Genomic DNA, 20,569 nt, shown 5'->3' on the forward strand with positions numbered 1-20,569 from the left:
TTTTTCTATTTTTGCTCAATCCTACAGACATTCCCCTGGCACTGTCCCTGAGGAATAATCGTCCGTCTGCTGGCGAAAAAATCATATATTCGTTGCCCAAGTCCCAACCAGACTCCCAGGTACATTACAGGTACTCCCCACCACAAGATCGGAGCTCGTTTCGCAATTTCAATCAGGCTGTGGATTCCATTCACGGTTTTTCCTTTTTTCAGAAGAACCATGTGCATTCTCTTTTCCGCATCTTCCGGCGAAATATGATATTTGGAGAGAACTTCCTCATCCCGAAAGGAAGCAACATCCATGACTCCAAACCAGTCCAGTTTTTTAATATTGTTGATGCTTCCTGTACACAAAGGGCACCAAGAATCATACAGAACAATGGCAGTAGCCTGCGGCGGTACAGACGACTCTCTTTTTTTACCAATCAAAGCCTGTATTCGACTCCTCCATGTTCGAAGCATACTGTTTAACATACGGTATTCCCCATCAGTCAACAACAGAAGTTGAATGCTAATCATGGTGGCGGAGAAAGAGATCAATCCCATAACGATTGCAATTCCCACATGCATCGAAATAACCCCAGCCATTGCCACATATTTCGTCCGTCGATTAAACAATAGGAAGGGAAAGGAAACCTGTACCAAGACGGTAAAATATGCTCCGAGAACCATGGCAATCTCAAATCCATGAATGAGATCCCGAAAGAATGGGTGGGTATATTCCCCCACTTGCAATATATAGTACAAGGCTGTTCCCTTCTGCCACAACTCTCCCATCGCTTTATGCAACCCGGAGGTTAAATATACCATGCTTACCTGAACAATACATGCCAAGATCGCTAGGTTATGCAGATAATACCGGTACTTTACCGCAGAAGCTTTTGTTCCAGGATCAAAGGTGGGACCCTTCTTCTTTTTCAAATAGGAGTCGATGGAGAAATAAGCGGTGGTATCGGCTACACACAAGTAGAGTAACAGAATCCGCATGATATTATCTCCACCGTCAAGAATCACCCCATTACGTGAGAAGATGGACCATGTAAATATAAAGTTGATAATGGAAATGATTCTACCTTTAAATCCTAAAGTAAAAAGGAGCGCTGCCAATATCCCCAAATGAAAGATTACATCGAAATATGCGACTGAATCAGAAAACTGATACAGGGATATTTTCGAACTGAGGGAAAGTTCCGTCAAGAAATCTTTATGCTGAATCATTCCCTGTGGTCCCCACAAGAAGTAACGTTGACTGTAGTGAATCAGATAGAAATAGAGAATCAGTAACCCAAAAGAGATTCTTAAGATACTCGCTCCCATTAACATCTGTTTCTTTTTATTCACTTCTTTTAACATTTTCAGCATCTCTCTCACCTCTTTCAATTAAAAGATAGGTGCAACATCCGACTGGTAAGGAGTCCATTCCAAGTTCGTAACCGTTTCCTTGGGTGTATAATCGCTTTTGTTCCGCTTGGAATAAGGAACGGAAGAGATTCTTTTAATCAATACCTGCGATTCTTCAATCGTTGCTGTGGGATAAAGGCTTTTGGCATATGCCTGTGCATATCGGTTTAACATTTTTTTACCCAGTTTGACTCGGAGGTCGTCCGAATCACTTTGGATAATATCTTTATATTTTTTCTCGTCCAATTTTTTCTCCTTCACCTTGTCCTTTAACTCATACACAATATCATTTTTACGCGTCATCGCCGTTACAGCGCCCCTTTGAATCCGCACCAGGCGATTATAAGGAGTAAATCGGTTTTTTTGATTCTTTTCGATCATAAAGGTGGTCAAATCAATCCATCCTGTTTTACGTATCTTTCCACTCTCTTCTTTCAGTTTCAATCTCACATAAATCCGGTTTTTTTCCGTTACAGGATCAGGGGCAAACAACCTCCAGTTTTGCGTGAAAAGTGGCTCAATATAACCGGATATCACGGATGAATATTTTAATTTCACCGGATTAAGGGGTAAATTGTATAAGGCAGTCCATGTAAAATGAAATACAAAAACCATTCCTGTCACAAGAAATAATATTTTTTTAACCAATTTCCCACCCTCCATCCATTTTTGCGGGCACAGCGGAAAAATTCCACTGTGCCCGCAGTTGTGAGATTAATCAAACACGACGTCCAGCTTTTCCTTCTGAGCGCTGCTCATGCTCTCAACCTCTTTTTTCTCACTTCCAAACAATTGATTTTTACCCCATTCATATGCATCTTTTCCAGCCTCTGCTCCAACGGCTGCGGCCGCCCCAGTCAATGCTGCCATTCCCACAGCTGCTGGGGTCGCTTCAGGCTTTACCACATCTTCCTTCGCTTGGGATGTCTGAATCGCCAATTCTTTAGACTCCATCTCGGCACTGGCGGACACAGACCCAGCAGCAGCACTTCCCACAAAAACGGACAAAGCCATTCCAGTTGCTAAAAGCTTATTCACAGAAAACACTCCCTTTATTGAATATTCTGTTTAATATATCCATATTTTAAAATTGACGATAGTGACAAGTCAATAAATTTTTTGTAAAGAAATATCATATTTCCAAAAATCCTGTCCATAGCTCTCTTACCCTTGTCAAGTGAGATCAATCAAAAATGACGTCTAACTTTCCTGATTTAAGTTTTTCCGGAGAGGTTTGATCACCGAGTTGGTCTTTCCCCCAATCATAAACATCCTTGGCAGCATCGGCGCCAACGTATGCGGCTGCTGCTACCGCTGGTGCTGTTGTGGCCATGAAAGGGGTCGCTTCAGGTTTTATCTCACCTTCCTTCTCCTGGGATGTTTGGATCGCCACTTCCTTGGTCTCCATCCCGGCACTGGCGGACACAGACCCAACGGCGACACCACCCATAAAGACAGACAGAGCAACCCCCGTCGCTATAAGCTTTTTCATAAAAATAACACCTCCTTTACTTTTTGATGCACTTCATATTTTAAAGTTTAAAATGTGACAGGTCAATAAATGTTCCGAAAATAATTTATTAAAAATAGATAATTATACAATCTTCTATATCTAGGATGTTCACCATATGGTTTATCAATGCTTAATAATCATGTTGAAAATGATATTCTCCCATATGATGGAACACAGAATATCCTTTATATGCCTGATCACATTTCATTCTATTGTTAATTATAGGGAGTGCAGTACTCTACTCTTCACCATCTTTTATTCGGACACAGCGGAAAGCCCCGCTGTGCCCGTAATTGTGAGATTAATCAAACACGACGTCCAGTTTTTCCTTCTGAGCGCTGCTCATGCTCTCAACCTCTTTTTTCTCACTTCCAAACAACTGATCTTTTCCCCAGTTATATGCATCTTTTCCAGCCTCGGCACCAACGGCTGCGGCTGCCCCAGTCAATGCTGCCATTCCCACAGCGGCAGGAGTCGCTTCAGGTTTCACCACATCTTTCCCGGCATGAGACGTTTGAATATCCAATTCTTTGGAATCCATTTCAGCACTGGCAAAGACAGATCCTGCGGCAGCACTTCCGAGAAAGACAGAAAGAGCAATCCCAGTTGCCAAAAGTTTTTTCACAGAAAACACTCCTTTGATAAAATTTTCAGTTATCTTGCATGTAAAATGGTAAACTACAAGAATCGACAAGTCAATAACATTTACAGAAATATAAGAATAATTTTATATTTTTTTATTGGATAATCCTATTTTCTTTTTGAGTATAATTATTTTCCCCCAGAAGAAAGTGTGTATATTTAGGGGTATGCAATTGAGACTTAAACCCTGACACTAAGTGTAATTCATACATTGAATAAAAAGTTACAAAGATAAACATGACATTTCAATTGATTTTGATTATGAATAATCATAAACTATTTTATATTCACAGTTAATCTTCTATTTCTTCAAAAGAGGTTGCAAGCGCTTCGATGGAGGGGGATAACAGATGTACATATACCGATTACGTTCTTTGTGGAATCAACTATGGAGAATGCATCTGGAAATCAGGAATGCACTTATGTTTGACTCGATCAAATCAGAGACAAAAACCCCTTCCTTTGGAAGGGTTCCCACAACATCTTCGGGTGCGCAAAAAAAAGACAAACCTCCCTATGGAACCCGGCAAAGAGTTGGCCTCCTATTGGGACCGACGATCTTTACCTTGGTATATTTCTGCTTGTCTCCTGCGGGAATGCCCGCACAGGCCCAGGCCGTGTTGGCTTGCACCTTGTGGATCGCTGTCTGGTGGATGACTGAAGCTGCACCGATCCCGGCCACTTCCCTGTTGCCGGTTGTTATATTCCCTTTGACTGGTGCGTTGGAACTGGATATCACTACTCGTTCATATGGAGATGAAAAAATCTTTTTATTCATGGGTGGATTTATGATTGCCCTGACCATGGAACGATGGAATCTGCACAAACGAATGGCCTTAAACATTATTTCTGTCATCGGCACCAACACAGACCGAATCATTCTCGGAGCTATGATTGCGTGCGGATTTTTATCCATGTGGATTTCCAACACCGCCACTTCCATGATGATGATTCCCATTGGAATGGCTATCATTTATCAGGTATCAGACTCCTTGAAAAAGGATAAAACGATCGATACCTCACCTGGACGCTTTCCCTTTGGCACAGCTTTGATGCTGGGAATCGCCTACTCCGCATCCATCGGTGGGATGGCTACATTGATCGGAACACCACCCAACGCTGTTTTTGCCGCTACCGTAGAAAAGTACTATGGTGTGGAAATATCTTTCGCATCCTGGATGGTATTCGGCCTCCCTGTTTCAACACTACTGTTGGTTGGTGCCTGGTTTTATCTGGTCAAGATTGCCTATCCTTTGAAAAGCAAAAATATTCCTGGCGGAAAACAGATGATCGAGAATGAAAAACGAGCCCTAGGACCAATCACAGTGGAAGAACGCTCCGTGCTTATCGTTTTCTGCCTGACCGCCCTGGCTTGGATTTCGAGAGATTTTCTATTGAAGCCACTTATTCCGGAAATCAATGACACGATGATCGCGATCATCGCCGCAGTCACCTTTTTTATCTTTCCAGCACCCAATTACCCAGGCACTTTCTTATTAAACTGGGAAACAGCAAAAAAACTCCCTTGGGGCATCCTCATTCTGTTTGGGGGTGGGTTGGCCATTGCCTCTGGTTTCAAAGAATCCGGTCTCGCCCAGTGGATGGGAGAACAGTTAACATTGTTGCATGGTGTGAATTTTATCTTCATCCTGGCGTTCATTACCATTATGGTGACTTTTTTGACGGAGATTACTTCCAACACCGCCACTTCAACGATGATGTATTCCATTATGGCCTCCCTGGCAGCAGCGATTCATGTCCATCCATACGGACTGATGGTGGCATCAGGACTGGCAGCCTCTTGTGCATTCATGCTTCCTGTGTCCACTCCACCCAACGCAGTGGTCTTTGGTTCTGGGTCTGTTCAAATCGGAGATATGGCTAAATCGGGCATCTGGATGAATCTGATTTCCATCTTGGTGATTCTTGTCTCCGTTTATATTCTGCTCCCCGCCGTATGGGGGATTGACTTGCAAACACCCATGAAATGACCAAAAACAGAAATGACCCTTTGAGAATCGAAGCAAGGGTCATTTCTGAGGTTCATGACAAAGTGGTGAGGGAGATATCGTTTCCGCATCTCTTTCCTCCAGCAAGGAAGTGGAAGGAGTCCGCTTCACCCCCTCCGGTCCCAACCAGCGAACAAAATATCCGCTAAACGGTTGGAACCTCCAGGGGTTCCGCTGGGTCGTCGGAAAAGGATGCTCCACCGGATATATCCCCCTCTTATTTATCTTTGTCAGCAGTCTCATTTCTGTTTTTTATTTATAAAAGCATGCTCATTTCTTCTCCCTTTTCCTTTTTCCATTCCAATTGGGTGTAATACATGGTTTGCAGCGACTTTTGAAACGCCTGTTCATCTCGCCCATCATAACACTGGGCCAATCGATAGGAGGCCCAATACTCTCTTTTTCGGTAACCATGTTTCCCCGCCAACGCCAGCGTTTTCTGATAAAATGGAATCGCCTCATCAAATCGATCTTGCAGACGATACTGATCCCCGTTTAACATGAACGCTGTACAAAGACGGGGAATATCATTGCAATCTTGTGCGGATTGGGTAGCCCGTTGAAGTACTTCGGACGCTTTTAAGAATTGCTGTTGAGACAGGTACAGACTTCCGAGTCTTAGATAAATGGTTGTAATCGATGTTCGATCCGTCAGCTTTTCTTTCAACTTCAATGCGGTATCAAAACATGACTGTGCTCGGTCAATTTCTCTTTTGGACATAAACACACTGCCCAATACCGTCCAGAGATCAAACATATAGTCATATTGTTTGTTTCTTTGTGCAAGATCCAATCCTTCCATTGCATATTGGGTAGCAAGATCATATACTTTGTGTTTTCGGAGTAGCTCTGAACGCAGCCAGTAACATGTCAACAACGATTCCATGTCATCTATGTCGGAAAGTTTTGTCCACATTTGTTCAATTATTGCAAGACTTTCTCCGATCCGTCCCAACCGCTCCAAGTAAACCGCCTTATTTCGATGAATGATAAACCACAAATGCGGACGCTCTCCATCCGGAACAAACGTATTCAAACCTTGATCCGTATATTTTAAGGCTTCATTCAAATTGTTCTCATAATAACTGATGCATCCCAATTCAACATAGGAAGCTGATGCAATATTGCATACAGTTTGAGGGGAGTGCTGACCTGCCAGTTGAATCGCCCGATAAAGGGACTGTTTCGCCTGATCCCAGTCATTATCAGAAAAAAAACACCGTCCCTTCAGATAGTATAAAGTGGGAGTCATTGGGTGGGAATCTGCCATGCTCAATTGATTTAACCGACGTAATGCCTCATCAATGTCTCCAGTTTGCCGAATCGTTTCTACCATTGCAAAATACCGTCGTAAGTCATCTGTTTTTTGTTGTTCACCCATCACCAATTCAGGGAGTCTTTCCATATCAATCTCCAATTTTTTGAGCAGATAAAAAGCACGCTCCTGATGAACATAAGGGATTCCCCTTTCAATATTGCTGATTGTAGCCGTGGAAATATGTTCATCAGCAAGGTCTTCCAACCTCAGGCCCTTTTCCTTCCGAATCTTTCGTATCATTTCTCCCATTTCATTGATCCCAAGCCCGGGCATTCTGTTTTCATCCCCCTATTCTACTCTCCAATTTATCTCCTGTAACCGTTCTTAAGCATAAAAAATAATCACTTCACTTACTTTTTAAAATATCTACTTTGTTGATCGCAGTAATAGGGTATTCATCTGATTTTTCGCCCTCCCCCTCTAAATACAATACACAATCCGATGAATTTACAAAAGAGAGAGTCGAAACTTAAAAATAAAAACAGGATAATTCATTCTAATGCAGCACAATCACATAAAAGTAATGCTCGTAACACTCTGATCATATTTCATTCAAATCCCATTACCGTTAGAATGATTGTGATAGAACATATTAAAATGAAAGGGATTGAATATTGACTAACTTACGTATTCGCGCTCCCTCATTTCTATTCATAAGAACCCACCCGATGAAAAGAAAGGAGGAGCACAATGAAAAAGGATATCTGTAAATGGATATTAAACACGCTATCAGATGAGGATCTTGCAGGCCTGACCCAGACCATGAACATCAAACTGGATGGTTTTCGACAAATTCATCCGGAACATGTGAAACGACTGCGTCCACGATTGATTCATCAAATGTTAAAGCCATCCAATTTAAAACTGGCCGGTTTAATGGCTGAATCAGAGGGCGACTTTGATAAGATTCGCCATATGAACCGACAAACGTTGTATGATCGGATGGCTCAGGGAGAAATGAAGCCCTCCCTGGTTCTTACCGCGTTGATCACCAGTTCGGAAGCCGAGCATCAAACCTTGGCTGAATCATTGTATGAGGAATTGTCAAAGAGTGGGCATTTGGAGAAGTGGCAACACCAATATAAACATTTGATCGCTGAATATGATACGGAAGAATTGGATAGTCAGTCCTATAAAGAGCAGATGATACAACTGAAACAAGAAGCCGAGCAGGCAACAAAAAAAGTTAAAAAGACAGAAAAAAAGTGGTCTGAACGATATCAACGTTTGCAGAAGGAAACCCAAAAGTTAACCAATGACTTGCATCGTTTGAAAGAGGAGAATAAAAAATTAATGCGAAGCATCCAACAAACCAAACAAGAACTGCAACAACGGGATAAAGAACTGGCAGAACAGAGGGAAAAGGATTTTAAAAATAAAAAGAAACTGGATCAGTTAAAAGAAAAAATGAGTGTATTGGAAGAGGAAAATCGGGAACTGCGAAAGCGAAAAAAGGGAACTGAACCGGAATCCCATTCAACCAGCTTCTCCGTCCAAACAGGGAAAAGGATCGTCATCTTGGGAAACCCAAAAAATTCAAAAATAAATCAACAACTAAAGCAATTTCCATCCCTGATCGTTGACTCATCGGAAATCGAGAGCATTTTTGAAGAAAACAAACTTCAAACATCCGATCAAATCTGGCTTTTAACGTATAATACCTCTCCACAAAAGCAATATTTGGTGCGGACGCATGTTGAAGAAAAGAACTTAAAGGAGTTTTCCAATTTTCAATCGCTCTACAACCATCTCAAAACATTGGCACAAGGAAGGAATGACAAAGTATGAGCCATAATCGCTGGGATACAGATATGGTCGGCGTATTGGCTGAAGAAGGGTTTGTAAAGGAACAGATCGGTAAAGAGGCTGTTTTTGTCAATTCGCAAAATGTGATTCAGTTTTATGTTCGATTAATCTCCCAACCCCCTGCCAGTTTCCCAGATCAGGAGTTGATCACTTGTTATGGGGATGCGCTTGAAGAAAAATGGGGATTTGAAGATCCCATTCATCAACATCCTATGATCCGGGAACAGGAATTAAGGTCTTTTCTCAAGGACAGTCTCATTGTATTTCACGTTCAAACGACTGGACTTCCAGGTCGAACTCAATTTTATGTGGGGACGCATTTAAGATTGATCGGCAAGACAGACCGTTTTCATCCAAATCAGTTTTTTGTTCCTCTTCCCGTTTTCAGCCAAGAATCGCATGGAATCACTTTTGAGGAATTTTTGAATCGACTGATGAACCAAAAGTATCTTGGTCATATAGAACATATCTCCAAAGAACCCAATGATACCCCGCCATTCATCTTGTGGAAAGACCCTGGTGAACATTTTAAGGTCCTTGGAGAATTCACCTTTCATCATTATGCATACGGGGGTTTTCGATATTACGGAGAAGACATCCGGATGATGGATATGACGACGGACTGGAGCCATCATTCCTATTTAAACGAACTCAACCTGGAAAATATTGCTTTGGTAACCAAAGAAGTTTGCCAAGAAATTTCGGATGCTCTGAAAGAAGCTCCTCCCATCAAACAGCAAAAAGTGAACGCCATCGAAGAATTGGATCAAACACAACAACAGGTCGCAGTCACTGTCCCAACGGAAACGGCAACTATTGCTGATAAGGAAACAAATTTCCTGGCTGATTTTGTACAACTGACAAAAGATCAGGGATTGTTATATGACGAAACAGACCTTTACAACTTCCATACAGCCATGAAGTCATCAAATTTGGTTATCTTAGCTGGTATGAGCGGAACCGGGAAGTCTTGTTTGGTTCAGACTTACAGTCGTGCTTTGGGATTGGAAGATCATCAACTGGCCTTTATATCCGTTCGCCCTGATTGGTCGGATGACACGGATCTGATCGGCTACACAGACATGCTTCACAAGGTATACCGACCAGGGGATTCCGGTTTGATTAATGTTCTCCGGGACGCCGCCAAAGAAGAAAACCGGGACAAGCTCTATCTTGTCTGTTTTGATGAGATGAACCTGTCCCGTGTGGAGCATTATTTTTCACAATTTCTGTCCGTACTTGAAAAGGAACACAATCGGGAGCTCCGTTTGTATAACGATGATCTCACCCAATGTTTGTACAACTCCACACTGTATCCGCCAACCATCCCCATTGGGGATAATGTTCTGTTCGTCGGAACTGTAAATCTGGATGAATCCACTTACCATTTTTCCGATAAGGTGCTGGATCGAGCCAATGTTATCCGCTTACATGTGATGCCTTTTCATTTACTGAAAGAACTGGAGCAACGAAAACAGACCGTTCATCATGCAAATCGAACACTTCCTGAAATCTCTCTTTCGACTTATCAATCATTCCAAAAAGAAGACCATCTAAATGGTCTTACCGAACGGGAATTGGAATTTTTATGGACTTGTCATGAAGCAATTCAACAGGTGAATAACAACATCGGTATCGGCCCCCGTATTGTCCGGCAAATTGGACGTTATTTAAACAATGTACCGAAACACGGCCCATTAAACCGACAGAATGCCCTGGATCTTCAAGTTGTCCAACGGATTGTAACCAAAATCCGGGGGCCAGAAGATCTTCTGTGCGATTTACTTGGACGTTACAACCGACAGACTGGAAAGGTGTCAGACAGTCCATTACTAAACATCCTCGATGATTTCCGGGATATTTCATTCTTTACAGAAACCCGAAAAGCCTTGCAACATAAGACGAAAGAGTTGGAGATCAATGGATATACCGTTTGAAATTCATTTTGAACAAAAGGGACACCAACAGACATTGGATCGGTTTTTTACAGACGAAACCGATTTTTACAAGCATACAGGGGCACTCATTCAACTGACTGAAAACATCCCTTTGACGGTTATCTTTCACAGCAATGATCCCTCTGTCCGTTTTTATATGGATGGATTGGACAGTTTACCTGAAACAACGGTTAAAACAGATCCAGAGGGTGGGATATATTTGTCACCCTCCCCCTATCCAGTCACGCTGTTTGATCCACGGGATGATGTCTATCCCTTTATCCCTGGTTATTACCGTATTCGTATATCCACCCATCAACAGTCTTACTATGCCGGATTACGCATTTTGCCCAAGCAAATCCAAGTGTCGCAATTGGAACAGATGCGTGAGGAAGTAGAACATGTTCTTCAGGGATTGGCTCTAAACTGGTATCGCAAAAATATGGTCAACCGTCCAATGGCAATGGACACAACGGTCCCTCCCAAATTGATGTTGCAATCCATGATGATTCAGCGTCATTTTCCAAAGGCCATTTCTGCGTTAAATGACCTTCGCGAAAAAATTCACTACCGCGTCCAAAAGGCATACAAAAACCTCCCTGTGGAGCGCTGCAAAGTGATTGACAATGTTACTGTTAAACAGCATTTGACACAACCAGCAAACACTATGACTTTAAAAACACCTTACCGAGTGATTGATGTCGATCTTCCGGAAAATCGACTGTTAAAACATATCACGCGGTCGATCACCCGGATGCTACATCAATTCAATGACAGTGCGGATCAATATCGCAAAAAAATCAACGATGAACTGGGATCCTTTTCTGAAAACAGTACAATTGTTCGCCAAAAACAAAACGTATTAAAAGATCTAAATGATACCCTTCGTCAAGCACATAAATTGAAACGATCCTTCCAGCGCATTCAATCTGCTCCATGGTATTCAAATATTTCGGATACATGGTCTGTCAATGTCTCCCATGTCATGAACAGTGACGCACGGTATCGGGCAATTTATCAGTTATACAGGGAGTGGAAGCAGAAAGATATCACCATTACTCTGGACGAATCCCTCCAATATCAATGGAAACGAACAGATAAATTGTATGAAATCTGGAGTATGATTCAATTGATTCAATTGCTGTCAAGGGAGCCTCTCGGTTACCGTCCGGTGAGCGGATGGATGGTTCATTCCGTTATGAACAACGGGACCATGCATATCCCCTCTCTTCCGGCAGGAGAAAAGATTGTGTTTGAAAAGGAAGAGATCCGACTTCATTTGACCTATGACGGTACTGTTCCCACAAACAGCAAACAAACCACGCTATATGGTACCCCGGTTTACACGCGAGGTACCAACAACCGTCCCGATGCACGGTTGGATATATACAAACGAGGCACCTATATCGGTGGGCAGGTTATGGACTTTAAATATCGTCCAAAAATCGCTGTCTGGAATCCGAATCGGATCGGAAATAACCGGCAAACCGATACCATGCGACAGCTAAACAGTTATGGATCTGATTTTCGTTCTCCATTCCTGTATACACCGGATTGGAAATGGCGCCAAGCCATTCGGGAGGTTTGGGCCCTTTATCCTGAACAACATCCAAAAGAAAGTGTGGACTACATTGAGGACCACAGCATTTGCCTGCTTTCGCTCAGCCCCGGTTTTCACAACCGTCATGTGGCCAAGCGGTTACAGCAAGTCATCGATCAACTGGTAAAGGAATACGATGCTTTCTGCGGTAAGTCAAACAATCCATAAGTATCAAAAAAGACCGTTCCAAGCTCTGCAAGGGAACGGTCTTTGAACGACTAATCTCTTTTTCTGTGCGTTTTTTCATAGCCAAATCCCCCAGCTTATCGGCATCCCAACTTTAGCCAAAGCAGCTTGCTCCTTTCTTGCTGACAAATATGTGCTACAGGGAGCAAACAAGAAGTTGCCAACTTGCATTTCTTGACTTTCCCTACCCGTATCTATATACTTTAGTTGTTCTTTTACATTGAAGGAGGATTATAAAAAGAATGATCTTTTCCATCAGACTGCGTTTCCCAACTTTGAACAAGTAAATAAATACGTTCAAAGGCTCTGCTTGTGTATGCAGAGTAACGGGATCAGTCTGTCCTTTTTTAAATATATAAAACATGTATTGAAAAAAAGGGAGGAGACTTGGTCTGCCTTTCTTTTTTTCATGCAAAAATTTGGATTAAGAAAGCATTCGTTAAGTACTGAAATCTTATTACCCTTTTCATCATGAAGTAAACCACATCCCTTTACTCTGTCACAGGCATCCTGTGATTTTTTGATTTCAGAAGGGATGAACTGATGATGAAAAAGGGAGATAAATACAACAAAAAAATATTCAATCGGGTTGAACCCCCAAACTTTTCAGGTCAGCATTTTATGCATAACAAGAAATTGTTAAATGAAATCGTCAACAGGGCAAATATCAAAACCCATGAAACCGTATTAGAATTGGGAGCCGGAAAAGGTGCACTGACGACAATATTGAATCAAAGAGCGAAAAAGGTACTAGCAGTGGAATACGACGCTGAACTTGTCAACATTCTTCAACGTAAAACAGCCAACAGTTCCAATACCATCATCATTCAACAAGACATTATGAAGATCCATCTGCCAAAAGAGCCATTTGTAGTGGTCTCCAATATCCCTTACGCAATAACGACTCCAATTATGAAAATGCTTCTAAACAACCCTTCAAGCGGTTTCCAAAGAGGAGCCATCATAATGGAAAAAGGGGCGGCAAAAAGGTTTACAGCTTCACATATAAAAAATTCGTACGTTCTAGCGTGGCGAATGTGGTTTGATATTCACTATATAAAAGAGATTTCTATATCTAATTTTTCGCCACCCCCAAGAGTAGATTCTGCCTTGGTTTTGATTATGAGAAAGAAAAAACCGTTTTTGTCAAACCAAGATCAGAAAGCTTTTTGGGGACTTGCAGAATATGTGATGAAATATCCCAAGGCGAAAGTGAATCATGTGTTAAGAGAAATCTTCACCACTCCTCAATTCAAACATTTAAAAAGAAAGCTAAACCTTGATAGTGAATCCATGATTAGCTCTTTGACAGAAGAACAATGGGCAATGGTTTATAAAACTATGATTCAATTTGTACCAAAACCTTTTTGGCCAAGATTGAAAAAGAAGAAACGCGACAGGTGACAAACCTTTCAAAAAAACTGTTCCAAGTGAGAGCTTGGAACAGTTTTTTGCTTTGAATCGCTTCTTTTCACACAAATGGTTACATCCGATAGAAAATATTCGGACAAAAGAGCCATCTTCGTTCCCTGACAGCCGATGAGTGCTCCCATAAAAAAACAAGCCGGCCAAAGCCGACTCCCTTCATCCCACAATAACCAGCCTGTGCTACCCTCCCCCCGGTTCAAGGTTAGCCTTTTGGGAAGGAACGGCATAACAGTCCATATTGAGATCAGCAGGCACATGACTTACAGGAACAAATACGAAAACAGTCACTGTCAACAGGATTCGAAACATGTTAGCTAATCTCTTCAAGGTCATCCTCCACCATTTCTTCTGTTTCCTTTTTAATATTATACATATTTTGCAAGCAAGCTTGAAATTCCTTGTCATCTAGAAACTCCCAACATTTGGCCATACGGAATAAAATCTTGCCCAATTTGTTTTTGTATTTATACTGATGGGCCAGTTTCTCTGCTTTTTGGTAAAAGGGAATCGCTTCACGGTATTGTTTTTGGATGCGGTGGAAATCACCCTTTATCACAAATGCATCCAATAAACGGGGAGCATCATGATATCGCTCACCAATCTGGATCGCCAAATCAATCACTTTTTCAGCCTCATTCCATCTTTCTTGGTGTATGTACAGAACACCCAGCCGGGAATACGTAAATGCAAAAAATTTCTCTTTTACCGATGTCCCTTTCAGGAATAATGCTAATTGAAAACAACGCTCAGCATTTCTCCATTCCCTTTTTGCCATATGGATGCTGGCCATAATCGTCCAGAGTGTAAAGATGGTATCGTGTTTACATTCCATGCGGGCCTTGTCCAACCCTTCCCGGGCGACCTCAATCGCATCATCATACTGGCCGGTTCGGTATAACAACTCCGCTTTTAAACAGTAAAAACCCAAAACCACCTGCATATGCCCAATTTGGTCCAACTCCTTCCATGCTCCTTCCACAACCTTTAAAGCTTCTCCAAACCGATTTAACCGTTCCAGATAGATCGCTTTATTTCGGAGTAACACAAAACGAAAGTGTGGCCGCTCCCCTTCTGAAACAAACGCTTCCATCCCATTTTCTGTAAAGGAAAGTGCTTCTTCCAAATTGTTCTGGTAATAGTGACAAAGCCCCAATTCTGTATAACTGGCAGCTTCTATATTGCTGTTTTCCAATGCATCACTTTGGCTGGCAAGTCGAATCGCATTATGAAAGCATTTCTCTGCTTTATGTAATTTTTTCAAACTATTATAACATTTCCCTTTTATATAATACATCACCGCTGCATAGGGATGAGAATCTGCCAGATTTAATCGATTTAATTCCTTCAGCGCATCATTTGGACTTCCGATATCATTCATGGTTTCAATCGACAGTAATTCAAACTCCAGATGATCCATTCCCTGTCTTTTATCCGCAAGTAAATCAGAGAGCTGATTCTGGTCTATATCCAACTTGTTCAATACATACATACATTTATCCAAGCTGACATGAGGTACTCCTCTTTCAATATTGCTGATCGTCGCGGGAGATATATTTTGATCTGCCAGATCTTCTAATCGCAGTCCCCTTTCCTTTCGTATATTTCGAATAATGGCACCAATCTCATTGATCCCAGGCTGCGTCATTTTTCTCACTCCCTCTTCCCCTTTTTTGTTTAAGGTGATTATATAGGATAATAAAAAAATCGAAAATCATTATTTTTTATGTCCTTTTGAGCAGATATGAAGCTTGTACAAATATACTCTTCAGTTCTTCGGACGAATATTACCTATTCGATAATATATCTGAATAGGATCATATCTGGGAAATCGACATCCCAGACATGCCCATTCATTATTGGTTTGAAAGATCATACCCTGTTTGAATGCCTTATTTCCGTTCCACCAATGCACAACACTCCACATGACTAGTATGCGGAAACATGTCCACAGGCTGAACGTTTCGGATCTCATAATCCCGTTCTTTCAAATAGGCGGCGTCCCGTGCCAGGGTGGCAGGGTTACAGGAGACATAGACAAGGCGCTGAGGGGCCATTTTCACCACAGCATCCAGAAGTTGCGTTGCGCAACCCTTTCGGGGAGGGTCCACAATAATGACATCCGGTTGAACCCCTTCTCCGGCCCAACGGGACATAACGGTTTCAGCCAGTCCAGCCTCAAAAAAGCTGTTTTTGATTCCATTTAACCTTGCATTGTTCCGTGCATCCTCCACTGCCTGTGAGATGGACTCCACTCCCAACACACGGGCCGCATCCTTGGCCAAATAAAGACCAATGGTACCAATCCCGCAGTAGGCGTCAATCACTGTCTCTTCTCCAGTCAGATTCGCCATTTTTCTCACTTGATCATATAAAACTTCCGTCTGTTCCGGATTGATCTGAAAAAAGGAATGGGGTGAGATGGAAAACAATACATGTCCAATTTTATCATGAATTACCGGTTCGCCCCACAGGATTCGGTTCTCCTTTCCAAGAACCACATTGGTCCGTTTCGGCTGGATGTTTTGGATCAACGAAACCAATCCCGAAACCCGCTCTCTCATTTCTTTTACCAGCCTCTTTTTTTGTGGAAGATGCGGACCCTTTGTAACCAAAACCACCATCATCTCCCCTGTGTGGACTCCCGTTCGTACCATGACATGGCGCAGAACTCCACGATGTTGCTTTTCATCATAAGGGGGGATGGCCAATTCATTCACCAACTCCTTCACCTGTTGAAGAACACGGTCATTTTCCGGTTGCTGAATCATACAGTGATCAAACTCCACAATCTCATGAGATCCAACTGCATAAAATCCAGCTTGAATCTGCCCGTTGCTTCCACCGAAAGGAACCTGAGCTTTGTTTCTATAATTCCATGGATCTTTCATGCCTAGGACAGGATGTACCTTCACATGGTCCAACCCGCCAATCCGGGCAAACGCATCCATTACCTGCTGACGCTTACTCTCCAATTGGGCAGAATAAGAAATATGCTGAATCTGGCATCCACCACACCGTTGAAAAACCGGACAGGGTACATCCACGCGTTCGGGGCTCACTTCGACCAACTGTTTCAACCGGGCATGAGCATAGGTTTTCTTCACTTGAGTCACTTTGGCTTCCACCTGTTCTCCAGCAACCGCCATGGGAACAAAGATGGTAAAGCCTTTATATTTTCCTACACCATCTCCGGTGTGACTTTGACCTGAAATGGTAAGCGTAATCTTTTGACCCGGACGCACCGGGGGTTTGATCTTTGGCATCTTTCCGGCTCCTTGTTCACTTGATCAAGATTTTATTTTATCAGTCTTTCACATCTGAATAAAAGATAGGATGATCCATCTACAACAAAAAGACTTCATTTCCTATTGGGAAGTGAAGTCTTCGTTTCAACCCATTCATCCCCTCAACGGATGCTTTTCCAATTTGGGTATCCATATACAACATGTGTCTGGTGGTGCCTGATTCCATCCCTTTTGGAACAGTTTTTCACTCGCCCGGTTCTCATCCGGCTCATAATCGGACACGGAACCCAGCGGGAGATCATCCGCCATCAGTTCCCCACGAAATTCAAAAACCACAATTGTTTCACCTCACGTTACCCATATTGCCCACAATTCAAAATCCATATGCCTTCATTTTCCCCCATTCAGAATCCACAGCGCAGTCATCTATTACCGCCATTTCGCAATCCACTCACCAGTTCTTTCACAGTCAAAAAGGTCTCTGCAAACCCCAGTTTTTTCCCCAATTGGGTAACAGATGGCGGTTCCAGATGAGCTTGATGGAGTACATCCTGCCTGGAAAAAACATCCCTTGTCAACCCATCCATCAAAAGTTTCCCTTCATTAAAAACCAATGTTCGTTCAAAGCATTCCGCTACAAAGTCCATATCATGAATAATCGTCATCACAAGCTTGTTTTGCTCCTGCAACCCCCGAATCAAATGCTTGATCTGCTCTTTTCCTGCATGATCCTGGGCAATTGTGGGTTCATCAAAGATGATAATCTCCGGGTCCATCGCCACCACAGAAGCAATTGAGACCCGCTTTTTTTCTGACAGACTCAGGTCTTGAGGATTCGTCTCCGACAGATGCCCCAGGCCCACCCTTTCCAGAGCCTCCCTCGCACGTGTTTCTGCCGTTTCTTTATCTTGGCCGAGGTTCAGGGCACCAAACATCACTTCATCCCGTACCGTCCCTTTAAAAATCTGCTCATCCGGATTTTGGAATACCAAACCGACCTTACGTGCCAAAGAAGCAACGGTCGCCTCTTTTACAGAGGTCTTTCCGATGTGGATCTCTCCAAAGTCCGGTTTTAAGAGGCCTTTCAACAGTTTGACGAAGGTTGTTTTTCCCGCACCGTTTTGACCGACAATGGCTGTGGAACGACCGTCCAGGTCAAGGGTGATGTCTGCAAGAACCGGTCTTTTCTTGTCATAGGAGAAAGACAGGTTTTTCACTTGGATCAGGGACATTTTTTTAACACCTCACAGGCCGCATCCAGGGTAACTGGGTACACATCTGAATCCTTCATCCGACAGTCCAACGCTCGGCAAACCCTGGTATAGACAGGGGCTGTCACTCCATGTTTCTCCAAATCTCCCCTGGAAAACACCTTGGACGGGATCTCAAAGTCCACCCGTCGTCCACCGTCTAACAATAAGACTTTATCAGCATATTGTGCAATCTTCTCCAGCTTATGTTCCACCACGATGACGGTCCATCCCTCATGGCTCAATCGCTCTACGGCCTGAAATACATCTTCTGCACCTTGCGGGTCCAACTGAGAGGTTGGCTCATCCAGAACAATCACTTGAGGCTTCATGGCAATCATACTGGCAATAGCCAAACGTTGCATCTGTCCTCCGGAAAGGTCAAACGGGCTTCGGTCCTTGTATCGTTCCATATCCATCATCTCAAGGGCTTGTTCGACTCGCTCAATCATCTCACTTCGCCTGACCCCGATGTTCTCCAACCCAAAGGCCACTTCTTCATATACCGTTTCTTTGGAGCCAGAAATTTGAGTAAAAGGATTTTGAAACACCATTCCCACAATCCTGGACATCTCTCGAATTGTACTTTTCTTCACTTCGATTCCATCAATGATCACTTTTCCTCCATAAGCCCCGCGATAAAAATGCGGAACCAATCCCACAAAAGACTGACACAATGTAGATTTTCCCGATAGATTGCGTCCAATCACCCCAATCAGTTCCCCTTTGCTGATTTCAAAAGAGACATCATGAAGGGCCAATGTTTCCGCTCCGGGATATCGGTATTTCAAACCATCCACAATGATTTGCTTCATCCCATCAACCTCCCGATGACAGCCAACCCGATAACCGCCCATATCCCCCATTGAATCGGTTTTGTGGCGATATACGACTTTTCTTCATACAAAAATGTTTTCTTTCCCTCTGCATGAAATCCCCTTACTTCCAAAGCCATCGCCCGCTCTTTCACATGAGTGAGAGCATTGAGCACAACGGGTCCAATCAAGGGTAAAAAAGCCTTGATCCTTACCCTCAGCCCTCCTTCTGTTTCCAATCCGCGAGAACGCTGCGCATCCATAATGGTTTTCATTGATACCATCATTTGCGGGAGGATTTGAAATACGGAATTCAGTACATACCCAAAACGCGGGGACAACCCTCTGCGCACAAGGGAATCCACCAAGTCGGAAGGTTTGGTTGTCAGCACCAGAATTAAAAAAGCACCAACAATGTTCATCACCCGCAGTGTAATGGTTAACCCATAAAGAAGACCTTCCTGGTAGAATGCTGCCGGACCAATGGTAAAAACCAATACACTGTTCGTTGGATGAAACAGACCTTGGATAATAATTACGGTAAGCAAAATCAAAAAAACAAATCCTATCATCGGCAAAGCCCTTTTAAAAACCTTACCGATCAGCAACAAGATGAGCCCAAACAATGCACCACCGAGCAAAACAGCGAAGGAAGGCAGAAGGATGGGGACAAGGATCGATGCAAAAATATAAATGACTTTATTGGTGGGGTGGATGTGATGAATGATGGAATCACGTTCTGTATAAAGACTGATGGAATTCATACTCTGTCACCTTCTCCATTGATCAATCCAATTCTTCCATTTGATTGCTCCTGCTGAAAAGTTGCGTGACACGTTGCGGCAACCCCCGATAGATGGCATAACTGCACAACACAACCAATACTTTATCCGGCAAGTCCACTACCAGCTCATCCAAAAAAGAAGCCAGCCACACAGAAGATGTTTGGGACATAACCACCGCAAAAAGAGCGTCCCCCCATAAGTTTCCGGTCTGTCCTCCCCAAAACACAATATTGAGCGGAGTGGAAACCAGCACAGCTGTCAACCCCACCACCAGTCCAACAACAATCGCTTTCCCCCAGCTCTGAATCCATCCTCTGTTTGCCATCACACCAGTAACCAGTCCGATAAACAGGCTGGTGATTCCATAGACAAATGAGATGGGGTCCACGGTTAAACCGTAAATGATATTGTTCACCACCCCGGAAATCGCTCCGATCACAGGCCCGGCCAACATACTTGCCAACACCGTACCAATCGCATCCAACCACAACGGTAACTTTAGCACTCCCGCAAACAGTTTACCGATATAATTAATGCCAACTGCCACCGGGATTAAAGCAAGTGCAACCGTTGAAAAATGAACAGATCCCAGCCCTTTTTTTACCATCTTCTTGTCTCCTCCTTGTTCCATTACA

Annotated in this window: 19 protein-coding genes; 5 read left to right on the forward strand and 14 right to left on the reverse strand. The window is 43.0% G+C overall.

The features are described 5' to 3' along the window. Window positions 1-5: 5 nt before the first annotated feature. The 5 genes from FN782_RS11115 to FN782_RS11135 form a co-directional block, all read right to left on the reverse strand. On the reverse strand, window positions 6-1,361 hold the full coding sequence (locus tag FN782_RS11115) for a DCC1-like thiol-disulfide oxidoreductase family protein (RefSeq protein WP_142505880.1): 1,356 nt from the start codon (window positions 1,359-1,361) through the stop codon (window positions 6-8). 18 nt (window positions 1,362-1,379) lie between these two features. Continuing rightward, a complete protein-coding gene (locus FN782_RS11120) occupies window positions 1,380-2,048 on the reverse strand; it encodes a DUF5819 family protein (protein WP_185956245.1) in 669 nt (222 codons plus the stop codon). 66 nt (window positions 2,049-2,114) lie between these two features. After that, a complete protein-coding gene (locus tag FN782_RS11125) occupies window positions 2,115-2,438 on the reverse strand; it encodes a hypothetical protein (protein WP_142505882.1) in 324 nt (107 codons plus the stop codon). A 145-nt stretch (window positions 2,439-2,583) separates the two neighbouring features. Beyond that, window positions 2,584-2,892, reverse strand: coding sequence for a hypothetical protein (locus FN782_RS11130; RefSeq protein WP_142505883.1), 309 nt, complete (start codon window positions 2,890-2,892; stop codon window positions 2,584-2,586). Between the two features lie 322 nt (window positions 2,893-3,214). Further along, on the reverse strand, window positions 3,215-3,538 hold the full coding sequence (locus FN782_RS11135; RefSeq protein WP_142505884.1) for a hypothetical protein: 324 nt from the start codon (window positions 3,536-3,538) through the stop codon (window positions 3,215-3,217). A 367-nt stretch (window positions 3,539-3,905) separates the two neighbouring features. On the opposite strand from FN782_RS11135, the gene FN782_RS11140 reads away from it, so the two are divergent. Then, the gene (locus FN782_RS11140) at window positions 3,906-5,546 is read left to right on the forward strand and encodes an SLC13 family permease (RefSeq protein WP_142505885.1); all 1,641 of its coding nucleotides are present in this window, start codon (window positions 3,906-3,908) and stop codon (window positions 5,544-5,546) included. 39 nt (window positions 5,547-5,585) lie between these two features. On the opposite strand, the gene FN782_RS11145 is transcribed toward FN782_RS11140, so the two are convergent. Together FN782_RS11145 and FN782_RS11150 are read right to left on the reverse strand one after the other, a co-directional pair. Further along, a complete protein-coding gene (locus tag FN782_RS11145) occupies window positions 5,586-5,765 on the reverse strand; it encodes a hypothetical protein (protein ID WP_142505886.1) in 180 nt (59 codons plus the stop codon). Window positions 5,766-5,820: 55 nt separating this feature from the next. After that, a complete protein-coding gene (locus FN782_RS11150) occupies window positions 5,821-7,155 on the reverse strand; it encodes a transcriptional regulator (RefSeq protein ID WP_142505887.1) in 1,335 nt (444 codons plus the stop codon). A gap of 417 nt (window positions 7,156-7,572) precedes the next feature. Here FN782_RS11150 and FN782_RS11155 point away from each other — a divergent pair, with 417 nt between their 5' ends. The 4 genes from FN782_RS11155 to erm all read left to right on the forward strand — a co-directional run bounded on the left by FN782_RS11155 (window position 7,573) and on the right by erm (window position 13,815). Next, the gene (locus FN782_RS11155) at window positions 7,573-8,670 is read left to right on the forward strand and encodes a hypothetical protein (RefSeq protein WP_142505888.1); all 1,098 of its coding nucleotides are present in this window, start codon (window positions 7,573-7,575) and stop codon (window positions 8,668-8,670) included. Beyond that, window positions 8,667-10,625, forward strand: coding sequence for an McrB family protein (locus FN782_RS11160; RefSeq protein WP_142505889.1), 1,959 nt, complete (start codon window positions 8,667-8,669; stop codon window positions 10,623-10,625). The genes FN782_RS11155 and FN782_RS11160 overlap by 4 nt, the downstream gene beginning before the upstream one ends. Beyond that, window positions 10,609-12,393, forward strand: a complete 1,785-nt coding sequence (locus FN782_RS11165; protein ID WP_185956246.1) for a DUF2357 domain-containing protein — start codon at window positions 10,609-10,611, stop codon at window positions 12,391-12,393. The genes FN782_RS11160 and FN782_RS11165 overlap by 17 nt, the downstream gene beginning before the upstream one ends. A gap of 561 nt (window positions 12,394-12,954) precedes the next feature. Further along, entirely contained in the window at window positions 12,955-13,815 is an 861-nt protein-coding gene (gene erm, locus FN782_RS11170) for a 23S ribosomal RNA methyltransferase Erm (RefSeq protein WP_142505891.1), read from the forward strand. 334 nt (window positions 13,816-14,149) lie between these two features. On the opposite strand, the gene FN782_RS11180 is transcribed toward erm, so the two are convergent. The 7 genes from FN782_RS11180 to FN782_RS11210 all read right to left on the reverse strand — a co-directional run bounded on the left by FN782_RS11180 (window position 14,150) and on the right by FN782_RS11210 (window position 20,541). Next, window positions 14,150-15,484, reverse strand: a complete 1,335-nt coding sequence (locus FN782_RS11180) for a helix-turn-helix transcriptional regulator (RefSeq protein ID WP_142505893.1) — start codon at window positions 15,482-15,484, stop codon at window positions 14,150-14,152. A gap of 244 nt (window positions 15,485-15,728) precedes the next feature. Further along, window positions 15,729-17,102 carry a 23S rRNA (uracil(1939)-C(5))-methyltransferase RlmD gene (rlmD, locus tag FN782_RS11185; protein ID WP_142505894.1) on the reverse strand — a complete coding sequence of 458 codons (1,374 nt, stop codon included), beginning with the start codon at window positions 17,100-17,102 and terminating at the stop codon, window positions 15,729-15,731. A gap of 135 nt (window positions 17,103-17,237) precedes the next feature. Continuing rightward, window positions 17,238-17,420, reverse strand: coding sequence for a hypothetical protein (locus FN782_RS11190; RefSeq protein WP_142505895.1), 183 nt, complete (start codon window positions 17,418-17,420; stop codon window positions 17,238-17,240). 86 nt (window positions 17,421-17,506) lie between these two features. Beyond that, window positions 17,507-18,310 (reverse strand): energy-coupling factor ABC transporter ATP-binding protein, encoded by an 804-nt coding sequence (locus tag FN782_RS11195; protein WP_221930180.1) that lies wholly within the window; start codon window positions 18,308-18,310, stop codon window positions 17,507-17,509. Then, the gene (locus FN782_RS11200) at window positions 18,307-19,149 is read right to left on the reverse strand and encodes an energy-coupling factor ABC transporter ATP-binding protein (RefSeq protein WP_142505897.1); all 843 of its coding nucleotides are present in this window, start codon (window positions 19,147-19,149) and stop codon (window positions 18,307-18,309) included. Before FN782_RS11200 ends, FN782_RS11195 begins: the two co-directional genes overlap by 4 nt. After that, entirely contained in the window at window positions 19,146-19,913 is a 768-nt protein-coding gene (locus FN782_RS11205; RefSeq protein WP_142505898.1) for an energy-coupling factor transporter transmembrane component T family protein, read from the reverse strand. The genes FN782_RS11200 and FN782_RS11205 overlap by 4 nt, the downstream gene beginning before the upstream one ends. A 22-nt stretch (window positions 19,914-19,935) precedes the next feature. Continuing rightward, window positions 19,936-20,541 carry an ECF transporter S component gene (locus FN782_RS11210; protein ID WP_142505970.1) on the reverse strand — a complete coding sequence of 202 codons (606 nt, stop codon included), beginning with the start codon at window positions 20,539-20,541 and terminating at the stop codon, window positions 19,936-19,938. Window positions 20,542-20,569 lie beyond the last annotated feature (28 nt).

This window comes from Melghirimyces algeriensis (genome assembly GCF_900182565.1).
Classification (GTDB): Bacteria; Bacillota; Bacilli; order Thermoactinomycetales; family DSM-45169; genus Melghirimyces; species Melghirimyces algeriensis.

Excerpts from the sequence above, each read along its gene's own strand:
- FN782_RS11130 (WP_142505883.1), bottom strand. The coding sequence starts at position 2,892 with ATGAAAAAGCTTATAGCGACGGGGGTTGCTCTGTCTGTCTTTATGGGT.
- rlmD (WP_142505894.1), bottom strand. The coding sequence starts at position 17,102 with ATGCCAAAGATCAAACCCCCGGTGCGTCCGGGTCAAAAGATTACGCTT.
- FN782_RS11165 (WP_185956246.1), top strand. The coding sequence starts at position 10,609 with ATGGATATACCGTTTGAAATTCATTTTGAACAAAAGGGACACCAACAG.
- FN782_RS11160 (WP_142505889.1), top strand. The coding sequence starts at position 8,667 with ATGAGCCATAATCGCTGGGATACAGATATGGTCGGCGTATTGGCTGAA.
- FN782_RS11115 (WP_142505880.1), bottom strand. The coding sequence starts at position 1,361 with ATGCTGAAAATGTTAAAAGAAGTGAATAAAAAGAAACAGATGTTAATG.
- erm (WP_142505891.1), top strand. The coding sequence starts at position 12,955 with ATGATGAAAAAGGGAGATAAATACAACAAAAAAATATTCAATCGGGTT.
- FN782_RS11155 (WP_142505888.1), top strand. The coding sequence starts at position 7,573 with ATGAAAAAGGATATCTGTAAATGGATATTAAACACGCTATCAGATGAG.
- FN782_RS11200 (WP_142505897.1), bottom strand. The coding sequence starts at position 19,149 with ATGAAGCAAATCATTGTGGATGGTTTGAAATACCGATATCCCGGAGCG.
- FN782_RS11210 (WP_142505970.1), bottom strand. The coding sequence starts at position 20,541 with ATGGTAAAAAAAGGGCTGGGATCTGTTCATTTTTCAACGGTTGCACTT.
- FN782_RS11180 (WP_142505893.1), bottom strand. The coding sequence starts at position 15,484 with ATGACGCAGCCTGGGATCAATGAGATTGGTGCCATTATTCGAAATATA.
- FN782_RS11150 (WP_142505887.1), bottom strand. The coding sequence starts at position 7,155 with ATGCCCGGGCTTGGGATCAATGAAATGGGAGAAATGATACGAAAGATT.
- FN782_RS11140 (WP_142505885.1), top strand. The coding sequence starts at position 3,906 with ATGTACATATACCGATTACGTTCTTTGTGGAATCAACTATGGAGAATG.
- FN782_RS11205 (WP_142505898.1), bottom strand. The coding sequence starts at position 19,913 with ATGAATTCCATCAGTCTTTATACAGAACGTGATTCCATCATTCATCAC.